Origin of the sequence: Oleiagrimonas sp. (assembly GCF_027858935.1) — a bacterium.
Lineage (GTDB): Bacteria > Pseudomonadota > Gammaproteobacteria > Xanthomonadales > Rhodanobacteraceae > Oleiagrimonas.
The window spans coordinates 1-10,863 of the sequence record NZ_JAQIBU010000059.1 but is presented as its reverse complement, the minus strand read 5'-3'; the positions used below and the strand labels follow the sequence as shown (position 1 = coordinate 10,863).

Here is a 10,863-nt window from a genome sequence, read left to right as displayed (position 1 = left end):
CGCGAGCGCCTGCGGATCATCGTGGCCCAGGAACGCAGCAGCCGCGGTGGCCCGGATTACCTGCCGCTGCTGCGCAGCGAGCTGCTGGAGGTGATCCGCAAGTACGTGCACGTCGAACCCGAGGCGGTACAGATCAGCCTCGAGTCCGACAGCGGTCACGAGGTGCTGGAACTGTCCGTGGCCCTGCCCGATCCCGATTCCGACCGGGACTGAGCCGAGCACGCGCATGGACAAAACGGCCGAGCAAGACGTGCTGCGCATGGACAGCATCGACCTGGACGCCTGCCGCGCCCTGCTCGCCCGTCATGACCTGGATCTCAAGGTCGTGGCGACGGGCACAGCGATTCCGGGCAGCTATTGGGGCGACCCGGAAGCCGGCATCATTGGCAGCACGGTGCACGTGCGTGACGACACGCCCGTGCATTCGATGCTGCATGAAGCCTGCCATCTTATCGTGCTGCCCGCCGGGCAACGTGCCCATGTACACACCAACGCCACCGACTCCATCGACGAGGAAGACGCCGCCTGTTATCTGCAAATCGTTCTCGCCGACTCGCTACCGGGGGTCGGTCATGATCGCCTGATGGCGGACATGGACGCATGGGGCTACAGCTTCCGGCTCGGCTCCACCCGCGCCTGGTTCGAGCGCGACGCGGACAATGCGCGCAACTGGCTGCAGGGGCGAAACCTGCTGCGCGAGGATGTCGCCGCTGCCTGATTCTTGCGTTTCCGCGACCGGCTTCGGGCATCCGCAGCAGCCTTGGCTCAGGGGTTGCACCGTCGCCCTGGCATCCCTCGCACCAGGGCGGGCGGATGCCCTTGACCCACGGCCTGCAAGGGCCCTCTCAGGGTTAACTGGCCGGACTTGCCTTTCATCCTCGCCCTGATCGACTTTCGAGCCGACAGGTTACGAGGTCGATCAGTACCCATGACCGGGCGGCCAAGGAAGCGAGGACCCAGCCATGGTGCAAGGTACCGGTCTTCGTTACCGAACCGTGATCGTCGAGCCATCAACCCGGCCAGCTCCCCCTCGGGTTGCGTGGCCCCGGCAGGGCGAAACGCCTCAATGACCCTGGTTGATTCGCTGCATGAAATTTTCGTGGATAACCTGATTCTGTCCGTTAAGCGATTCGCGTTGATGCAAGGCAATTTCGGTCAAACTGTTCCAGCTGAAATTGTGATCAAGGGTTGGGGACTGATTCTTGATATACAGCCTGTGATCGCCGGAGCGAACCCAGTACCACGAACCGTTTGGTAGCGCCTTGCTGGAGAGGTAATTGAACGCCATGTTGTATGTGCCATCCCCTATGGGTTTGGCAGTCAACGCGAGACGAATCACGAACTGGCTGCGGACCGGCTTGCCGTGGAAAGTGGCGGGCTTGCTGATCATCTTGTCCAGGGCGCTCCTGAGCGCGTCCATCAATGCCGGCCGCAGGGTGTATGCAGGACTCGCATCAGTCACTTTGCCCTGAGCACTCACGTTGACCAGTACTGGTAGGACGCGGCTCTGGCTTGGACTGTCATCCTTGGAGGATGCCCAGACGGTTGCGGACAAAACACTGAACAAGCTGGCAAGCAGCAATAAAATCGGCTTTTTCATGACGACCTCCCTGATCGGGCTGCACGTGGTTTAACGTGCCACATGAATCGCATGTTTGTATGCAATCCGAATTTCCCCTGTAATTCATCCTCCTCCAGCGGAGAGCCACTTGCAAGCACATCACCAGTGTGCTTGCGGGCCGCCATTTCATCCACCGTATCTGGTGGTCCTGCCCACATTTGCGCTCTACTCAAGGACACATCGCCCTTGCAGGGACGGTCCACAGCGAGCGGCTACCATGCGGGTTCCTTGTATGGGTTGGAACTCAGTAAATTCCGCGCATTTTCTACTGCATATTCACATGCGCCGCCCTATGTACCTGTAGGCAGGCTGGATATGATCCGCGTTTGCACAACGCGGGAAAACCCCTGCAGACCAGTCCCACTGGCGAAAAACCCGGGCCATCGCGGTCATGCCGGCTCCACCGCTTCGCTCGACACCGGCACGGCATCAATACCGAACGCCGGCACCTGTGCCGGATCGCGCCGCATCCGCGACTCGCAGCGCAGCCATGACAGCGCACCGATGACGGTGAGCCCCAGAGCGCCCCAGGCCAAGGCGGACATGGAGCCGGACAGCAAGGGTGAAAGCAGGCCCGCCACACCGGCATTGAACAGCAGGCTGAAGGTGGCCTGCACCGCAGACACCGACCCACGCCGCTGCGGGAAACGGTCCAGCAGCAACAGCGTCAGTGTCGGGAAGGCCAGCTGCACGCCGATCCCCTCGAGCAGCAGCGGCAGCGTCGTCCAGGGCACGCGCGGCGTTGTCATTGCGTACGCCAGCACCAGATGCCACCCGCAGGCGGCCAGCATCGCAAGGTAGCCCAGCTGTACCGTGGTGCGGACGCTGGCGCGGCCGGCCAGACGCCCGGACAGCCAGCTGCCCGCGACCAGGCCCAGCACCACCGGAATGAACAGCCAGGGGAACCCGTCCGGCCCCAGCCCCAGATGCACGCGCACGATCATCGGTGCCGAGACGATGTACAGGAACAGCGCGCTGAAATTCACCGTCGCCGAAATCGTCAGTTGCCAGAAGCGGCCGTCCGCAGCGATGGCGCGATAACCGGCCAGCAGGGGACCGGGCGCCAAACGGGTGCGTGCGTGGTGCGGATGCGATTCGGCCAGCAGCAGGCTGCAGGCCAGTGCCAGGAGCACGGCGAAAGCGGCCAGGAACCAGAAAATGCCGCGCCAGCCGTCCCATCCAAGCAGGCCCGCGCCGATCATCGGCGCAATTGCGGGCGCAATGCCGAAAATCATCAGCGCGCGCGACAGCAGGCGCTGTGCCGCCGCGCCTTCAAGCCGGTCGCGCACCACGGTGCGTCCGACCACGATGCCAGCGCCAGCACACAGTCCCTGCAGCGCGCGAAACACCAGCAGGGATGTGAACGACCCGGCCACGGCCGCGCCGGCAGAAGCCAGTGCGTAACAGAACATGCCCAGCACGATCACCGGCTTGCGCCCATAGGCGTCCGAGAGCGCGCCATGAAACAGGCTCATGCCGGCATACGCCAGCAGGTAAACACTGACCGTCTGCTGCATGGCCTCGGCGCCCACCCCGAACTCGCCCGCGATCTGGTCGAAACCGGGAAAGATCGCATCGATCGAGAAGGGACCGATCATCGACAATGCAGCCAACAGACCCGCAAGCACGCCGTAATGCTGGCTGCGTATCCGGGGCATGGCGGGCGGGTTTGGCATCACAACCATTGTAGGGGCCGATCGCCGGTCACCCCAGCACCCGGTGACGAACACCATATGCTGACGTTAATATAAAGCTGTGGGCGCTGCATGCGGCGCCCTCGGGAGATGGCATGCCTCCTGTTCCTCAAGGGACAAACCGCCTCGCGGCTGATGATGCCTGGACCAACCTGCCCCGGCGGCCCTTGCCGCCGCGGGTTCGTGCTGGATCACAGGATGAGGAGACCCGATGGGTATCACCGCGATCATTGCCATTTTCTGTGGCGCCGGCTTCGGCGCCCTTTTGCGCTGGGGCCTCGGCGCACTGTTCAACCCGGTCTTCCCGACACTGCCCCTCGGCACGCTCGCCGCAAACCTGCTGGGCGGCCTGCTGATGGGCATGGCCATCGGGACGTTTTCGCACTTCCGCGCCCTGCCCGCCGAGGCACAGCTGTTCATCGCCACGGGCTTCCTGGGCGGCCTGACCACGTTCTCGACCTTTTCGGCCGAGGCGACCACGCTGCTGCTGCGCCAGCAATATCTCTGGTTCGCGGGCCACGTGGCCATCCATGTCGCCGGTTCGATCACCATGACGATCGCCGGCATGGCCTTGATCCGCGCCGTACTGCGCGCTTGAATGGAGACTCGCCGCATGGAAACCTCCACCGTGTCCGAAATGCAAGGCACCAACCTGCGCTTTTTCATGCAAGCCAACGCGCGTCACAAGGGCAAACCGCTGTATGAGTGGCTGCTCGAGATTGCGCGCAAGGAGAAGCTTGCCGGTGGCTCGGCTTTCCGCGCCATCGCCGGCTTCGGTCGCCACGGCGTGCTGCACGAGGAAGCCTTCTTCGAACTGGCCGGAGACCTGCCCGTGCGGGTCGAGTTCGTGCTGCGCGATGAGGAAGCCGAACGGCTTCTTGATATCGTACGTGCAGCAGATGTGGCGCTGGTGTACATGCATTCGCCTGTCACCATCGGCGTACTCGGCGACCACAACATGACCTGACCAAGACCTACATCCTGCGCTCGCCTGAGCTTCATGCCGGGACGGCGCAGCCATGACCACAACAGTACACAGCGAGGAGCAGCCCGTGAGCGAAGATTCACTCAAGGAACGCGCGATCAACCTGTTGCGCAAAGCCGACATCCATCTGGATGGTCCCGCGCCAACCGACCTCAAGGTGCATGACGAACGGCTGTTCGCACGCGTGTTCGCGCACGGCTCGCTGGACCTGGGAGAGGCCTACATGGAAGGCTGGTGGGACGCCGATGACCTTCCCGGCTTCTTCACCCGCGTGCTGGCCGCGCAGCTGGACCAGGACCTGAAGACCCTGGACACCCTGATCGCCCACCTGAAGGCACGGTTCATCAACCTGCAGCGCGGCGATAACGCCTTCGAGATCGGTCGTGCCCACTACGACCTCGGCAACGACCTGTTCCAGGCCATGCTGGGCAAGCGACTGGTGTATTCGTGCGGCTACTGGGCGCAGGCCGACAATGTCGATGCGGCCCAGGAGGCCAAGCTGGACCTGGTGTGCCGCAAGCTGCAGCTCAAACCCGGGCAGCGGGTCCTCGACATCGGCTGCGGCTGGGGCGAGGCGCTGAAGTTCGCCGCCGAGCGCTACGGCATCGAAGGCGTAGGCATCACCGTGTCCGAGGAACAGGCCGAGTTTGCACGCGAGTTGTGCCAGGGACTTCCGGTGGAAATCCGCCTGCAGGATTACCACGACATCGATGAGCCGTTCGACGCGATCTACTCGATCGGCATGTTCGAACATGTCGGCGGCAAGAACTACCGCAGCTACTTCGAGGTGGTCCGCAGATGCCTCAAGCAAGATGGCCTGTCGGTGCTGCACACCATCGGCAGCAACAGCGCCCCGGCACAGCCGGACCCGTGGATCGAGAAGTACATCTTCCCCAACTCCATGATCCCGGCCGCCAGCCAGGTCTCGAGCGCGCTGGAAGACCTGTTCGTGGTCGAGGACTGGCACAACTTCGGCCCCGACTATGACCGCACCCTGATGGCGTGGCTGGCCAACTTCGACGCGGCCTGGCCGGAGCTTTCCAAAAACTACGACGAAACCTTCCGCCGCATGTGGCGCTTCTACCTGTCCTGCTCGGCCGCCGTGTTTCGCGCCCGCCGCGATCAGTTGTGGCAGCTGACCCTGAGCGCGGATGGGGTCCCCGGCGGCTATCGGGTGCCGCGTTGATCCACGCGACTCAATGCATCGCGCCGATCGGCTAAAGTAGGCTCCTTGAGCCATCAACTGAGCGGACCGCATGCATCTTCTTCGACGGATTGGCCAGTGCCTCGGCCTGGCGCTGTACCTGGCCGCGGTGCCGGCCCTGGCCACGCCCGCGTTGTGGGTGGCCCACAGCGGCAAGAGCACCGTGTATCTGTTCGGCACCATGCACATCCTGCCCAAGGGCACGGCATGGCGCAGCCCGACGCTGACCAAGGCGCTTGACGCCAGCCGGACCCTTTACATCGAAGAGACCGACGACAGCACCGCCCACATGCAGGCGCTGGTCCTCAAGTACGGCATCGACCCCTCCCATCCGCTGTCCGGCGAGCTGAGTCCGGGCGACGTCATCCTGCTCAAGCGGGCCGTCCAGGTCGCCGGGTTGCCTGGCGGCGAGGCCACCATCAACATCATGCGGCCGTGGCTGGCCGGACTCACGCTGATCGCAACCCCGCTGTTGAAGGCCGGCATGGACCCCAAGAGCGGCGTGGACAAGCAGCTCAAGGCCCAATTCAAGTCCGAGGGCAAACCGGTCAAGGGGCTGGAAACCGCCGAACAGCAGATCCGCTTTCTTGCCGGCATGAAGCCGAAGACCGAAATCGCTTTCCTGCACTCGATACTCAAGCACTTCAAGAATGCCACCAGCGAAGTGCACAAGCTGATCGACCACTGGCAGACCGGCAACGTCGAGGCGATCGCCAAGTCTGCCGACATCGAGATGCGCACCGAGTCGCCCGAGCTCTACCAGCGCCTGATCGTGGCGCGCAACAAGGCGTGGGCCAGGCAACTGGCTGCGCTGATGAAGACCCCGGGCACGCGGTTCGTGGCCGTCGGGGCCGCCCACCTGGCCGGTCCGGACAGCGTGCAGAAGCAGCTTCAGGCGTTCGGCATCATCACCCGACGTATCCAGTAACAACGCGCATAAGCGCGCTCCCGAACACCTTCCGTAACGAACCGACTTCATGAACATCCAGTCCACGCACGAACAGATCCCCCTCAAGGAATACGCCGAGCGCGCGTACCTCGATTACTCGATGTACGTGGTGCTGGACCGTGCACTGCCCTTTGTCGGCGACGGCCTCAAACCGGTACAGCGACGCATCATCTACGCCATGAGCGAGCTGGGACTGGCCGCCGGCGCCAAGCCCAAGAAGTCCGCGCGCACCGTCGGCGACGTAATCGGCAAGTTCCATCCGCACGGTGACTCGGCCTGCTACGAGGCCATGGTGCTGATGGCGCAGCCGTTCTCGTACCGCTACCCGCTGGTCGACGGCCAGGGCAACTTCGGCTCGCCGGACGACCCCAAGAGCTTCGCGGCGATGCGCTACACCGAGTCCAAGCTCAACCCGATCGCCGAGATCCTGCTGGCCGAACTGGCCCAGGGAACGGTCGACTGGGTACCCAACTTCGATGGCACCCTGGAGGAACCTTCCTGGCTGCCCGCGCGCCTGCCGCACGTGCTGCTGAACGGCTCCACCGGCATCGCCGTGGGCATGGCCACGGACATCCCGCCGCACAACCTGCGCGAGATCGCCACGGCCGCCATCCGCCTGCTCGACCACCCCACGACCACCGTGGCCGAGCTGTGCGAGCACGTGCAGGGTCCGGACTACCCCACGGCCTCGGAGATCATCAGCCCGCGCGAAGCGATCCTGGAGATGTATGAAAAAGGCACTGGCTCGATCCGCGCCCGCGCCATCTACGCCACGGAAAACGACAACGTCGTGATCAAGGCGCTGCCGCACCAGGTCAGCCCGTCCAAGGTCCTCGAGCAGATCGCCGCGCAGATGCGCGCCAAGAAGCTGCCGATGCTGGAAGACCTGCGCGACGAGTCCGACCACGAAAACCCGATCCGCCTGGTCCTGGTGCCGCGCTCCAGTCGCGTCGACACCGACGAGATGATGCAGCATCTGTACGCCACCACGGATCTGGAAAAGAGCTTCCGCGTCAACCTCAACATGATCGGCCTGGACGGCCGCCCGCAGGTCAAGAACCTCAAGACCATCCTTGGTGAATGGCTGCGTTTCCGCACCACCACGGTGACCCGCCGCCTGGAACACCGACTGGGCAAGGTCGACCGCCGCCTGCACCTGCTGGAAGGCCTGTACACCGCATTCCTCAACATCGACGAAGTCATCCGCATCATCCGCAGCGAGGACGAGCCCAAGCCGGTACTGATGCAACGCTTCGCTCTCAGCGAAGAGCAGACCGACTACATCCTCGATACCAAACTGCGCCAGCTGGCGCGACTGGAAGAGATCCGGATCAAGGCCGAACGCGACAAGCTCGAGGAAGAGCGCGCACGCATCAATGTGCTGCTCAAGTCGCCGGCCAAGCTCAAGGGACTGATCCGCGAAGAGATTCGTGCCGACGCGGAGAAGTTCGGCGACGACCGTCGCTCGCCACTGATCGAACGCGATGCCGCCACGGCCCTGGACGAGAGCGACCTGGTGGTCTCCGAACCGATCACCGTAGTGCTGTCGCAAACCGGCTGGGTGCGTGCCGCCAAGGGCCACGACGTCGATGCCGAAGGCCTCAACTACCGCGAGGGCGACGCCCTCGGCGGAGCGGTGCGCAGCCGCACCAACCAGCAGGTCGCGTTTGTGGATTCCACCGGCCGCTGCTACTCGACCCTGGCGCATACGTTGCCCTCGGCGCGCGGCAATGGCGAACCACTGACCGGACGCTTCAGCCCCCCTTCCGGCGCGCAGTTCGATGCGCTGGCAAGCGGCGACATTGACACCCGCCTGGTGCTGGCCTCGGATTTCGGCTACGGCTTCGTGACGCGCTTCGAAGCCATGCTCTCGAACAAGAAGTCCGGCAAGCAGCTGATCAACCTGCCCGACGGCGCACACGTGCTGACGCCGCCGGTGACCGCCGACCCCTCGCGCGACCGCATCGTGGTGGTGACCACGGTCGGGCACCTTTTGATGTTCTCGGTGGCCGAGCTGCCTGAACTGGACAAGGGCAAGGGCAACAAGCTGATCGATATCCCCAAGGCACGGCTGTCCAGCGGCGACGAACGTGTCGCCGGCGTGGCGGTGGTGGCCGAGAGCAGCGGCGAGGTCACGGTCCATGCCGGTCAACGCAAGCTGATCCTGAAGTGGTCCGACCTGGTCGAGTACGGTGGCAACCGCGCCACGCGTGGAAGTCTGCTGCCGCGAGGTTTCCGGCACGTGGACCGCATCATCACCAGTAACTGACATCAACGACGGGGGTCGGGAGGCCCGGAGCATGCAGGGGCAACAGGCAGCACGCGCGCGGACCATCGCCCGCCCAGGGGGGCGCGCTTGAAACGCTGGATCCAGCGCATCGTGATGACGCTTGTGGCGCTGCTGGTGATCACCGCAGGTGGGGCCTGGCTGCTGCTGGGCGGCAGCCTTGCGCGCCTGGATGGCACGCTACGCGTGTCCGGCATCACGGCACCCGTGACCATCACGCGCGACCGCCTCGGCGTGGCCACCATAGACGCGGACAACCGTCTGGACCTGGCCTATGGCCTGGGATTCGAGCACGCGCAGGAACGTTTTTTCGAAATGGACCTGCAGCGGCGCATGGCAGCGGGCGAACTGGCCGCGCTGCTTGGACCGGCCGCCCTGAAGCTGGACCTGAACCATCGCCGCCACCGCTTCCGTGAACGCGACCGCGCCCTGATCGACCAAGTGCCGCAACACCAGCGTGATGTTCTGCGGGCCTACCGCGATGGCGTCAACGCCGGACTCAAGGCGCTTGAAGTGCGCCCGTGGGAATACCTGCTCCTGGGCAGCGCCCCGAAACCATGGCGCATGGAAGATACCTTGCTCACCGTCGACGCAATGTCCCTCGAGCTCAACGACGACGGCACGGACACACGCGAGCTCGACATCGAGCGCCTGCGTGCCGCACTTCCGGCCCCCGTGGTCAAGCTGCTGATGTCCCCTTCGCCGACCTGGGAGGCTCCGCTGCAGGGCGCCCCCTCGCCCGCACCCGATCTGCCCGAGGCCAGCGTCTTCACCCTGCGCACGAGCATGCCGGCAAGTGCCACCACCACGCTACTGCACGATGCTGACGCCCCCGGAAGCAACCAGTTCGCGGTATCCGGAAGCCTGTCCGGCCCGGGCGCGATTGTCGCCAACGACATGCACCTGGGCCTGAGCGTGCCCAACATCTGGTTCCGCGCACGCTTGCGCTATCCGGATGACATCGGCAACCCGGTGGACCTCAACGGCATCACGCTGCCCGGCACGCCCTTGCTCATCGCCGGCAGCAACGGGCATATCGCCTGGGGCTTCACCAACAGTTACGGCGACTGGCAGGACTGGGTGCGCATCAGGCGCGACCCGAAACACACCGATCGCTACCGCACGCCCGACGGCTGGGCCACGATCAAGGATCATGTCGAGATCATCAAGGTCAAGGGCGGTCCAGACCGCAAACTGATCGTGCGGGACACGCTCTGGGGACCCATCATGGCCCGCGACATCGACGGTACGCCGCTGGCGCTGCACTGGGTCGCGCACCTGCCGCGCTCGCACAACCTCAACCTGATGCAACTGGAACAAACCGATTCGGTGCACCAGGCCCTGATGGTGGCGCCCACCATTGGCATGCCGCCGCAAAACTTCATCGTCGGCGACAGCGAGGGCCATATCGGCTGGACCCTGACCGGCAACGCCCTGCCCCTGCGTGACGGGTTCGATCCGCTGGTCCCATCCGACTGGTCCCGCCGGGGTACCGGATGGATCGGTTTCGCATCGCCGTTGCAGTTTCCACGTATCGAGAACCCGGCCGACGGCCGCCTGTGGACCGCCAACAACCGCACCACTGGGGGCGAGTGGGAAAGCCTGATCGGCAACGGTGGCTACTGGCGCGGCGCGCGCGCCAAGCAGATCCGCGACGACCTGTTCGCGCGCAATCGCTTCACCACGGAAAACATGCTGGCCATCCAGCTCGACGATCGCGCGGTGTTCCTGGCCCGCTGGCAGAAGCTGCTGCAGGACGTGCTGGCCCGGCACCCGGAAGCGCACCTGGACGCACTGCAGGATCTGACCCGTCACTGGCAGGGCCGCGCCGCCATCGACAGTGTCGACTACCGTCTGGTGCGCGCCTTCCGCACGCGCGTGGTGACAGCCGTCCTGCACCCCTTCGCTGCACGCGTGCGCAAGCGTTTTCCGCACTTCCGACTGCCGCGGCACAGCGAGGCAGCGGTCTGGGCCATGCTGCAGCAAAAGCCGGACAATCTGCTGTCCCCGCGCTACGCCAACTGGGACGAACTGTTGATTGATGCCGCGCGTGCCGTCAACCAGGACCTTGGCAGCAAGCCCGGAGGACTGGCCGCGCGCACCTGGGGTGAGCGCAACACCGC

Annotated in this window: 10 protein-coding genes and 1 riboswitch; of the genes, 8 read left to right on the top strand and 2 right to left on the bottom strand. The window is 64.7% G+C overall.

The window, feature by feature from the left end; all coding sequences use genetic code 11:
* The coding region (gene minE / locus PF446_RS02405; protein WP_298069332.1) for a cell division topological specificity factor MinE at nt 1-213 on the top strand (213 nt) is incomplete at its 5' end.
* A gap of 13 nt (nt 214-226) precedes the next feature.
* Entirely contained in the window at nt 227-718 is a 492-nt protein-coding gene (locus PF446_RS02400) for a hypothetical protein (RefSeq protein ID WP_298069330.1), read from the top strand.
* A gap of 345 nt (nt 719-1,063) precedes the next feature.
* Here PF446_RS02400 and PF446_RS02395 read toward each other — a convergent pair whose 3' ends face one another.
* Both PF446_RS02395 and PF446_RS02390 read right to left on the bottom strand, forming a co-directional pair.
* Entirely contained in the window at nt 1,064-1,600 is a 537-nt protein-coding gene (locus PF446_RS02395; protein ID WP_298069328.1) for a hypothetical protein, read from the bottom strand.
* Nucleotides 1,601-2,010: 410 nt separating this feature from the next.
* A complete protein-coding gene (locus PF446_RS02390; protein ID WP_298069326.1) occupies nt 2,011-3,297 on the bottom strand; it encodes a multidrug effflux MFS transporter in 1,287 nt (428 codons plus the stop codon).
* A gap of 95 nt (nt 3,298-3,392) precedes the next feature.
* Nucleotides 3,393-3,467: riboswitch (Fluoride riboswitch) on the top strand.
* Between the two features lie 59 nt (nt 3,468-3,526).
* Between PF446_RS02390 and crcB the strand changes: the two genes are divergently transcribed.
* The 6 genes from crcB to PF446_RS02360 form a co-directional block, all read left to right on the top strand.
* Nucleotides 3,527-3,913: a fluoride efflux transporter CrcB gene (crcB, locus tag PF446_RS02385; RefSeq protein WP_298069324.1), complete on the top strand. Its 387-nt coding sequence runs from the start codon at nt 3,527-3,529 to the stop codon at nt 3,911-3,913.
* A 15-nt stretch (nt 3,914-3,928) separates the two neighbouring features.
* Complete coding sequence (locus PF446_RS02380; protein WP_298069322.1) at nt 3,929-4,282, top strand: DUF190 domain-containing protein; 354 nt, start codon at nt 3,929-3,931, stop codon at nt 4,280-4,282.
* 52 nt (nt 4,283-4,334) lie between these two features.
* Nucleotides 4,335-5,486 carry a cyclopropane fatty acyl phospholipid synthase gene (gene cfa, locus PF446_RS02375; protein WP_298069320.1) on the top strand — a complete coding sequence of 384 codons (1,152 nt, stop codon included), beginning with the start codon at nt 4,335-4,337 and terminating at the stop codon, nt 5,484-5,486.
* Between the two features lie 70 nt (nt 5,487-5,556).
* Entirely contained in the window at nt 5,557-6,432 is an 876-nt protein-coding gene (locus tag PF446_RS02370; RefSeq protein ID WP_298069318.1) for a TraB/GumN family protein, read from the top strand.
* A 49-nt stretch (nt 6,433-6,481) separates the two neighbouring features.
* The gene (parC, locus tag PF446_RS02365; RefSeq protein WP_298069316.1) at nt 6,482-8,722 is read left to right on the top strand and encodes a DNA topoisomerase IV subunit A; all 2,241 of its coding nucleotides are present in this window, start codon (nt 6,482-6,484) and stop codon (nt 8,720-8,722) included.
* 87 nt (nt 8,723-8,809) lie between these two features.
* Nucleotides 8,810-10,863 (top strand): penicillin acylase family protein (locus PF446_RS02360; RefSeq protein WP_298069314.1); only part of this gene is annotated, 2,054 nt, incomplete at its 3' end.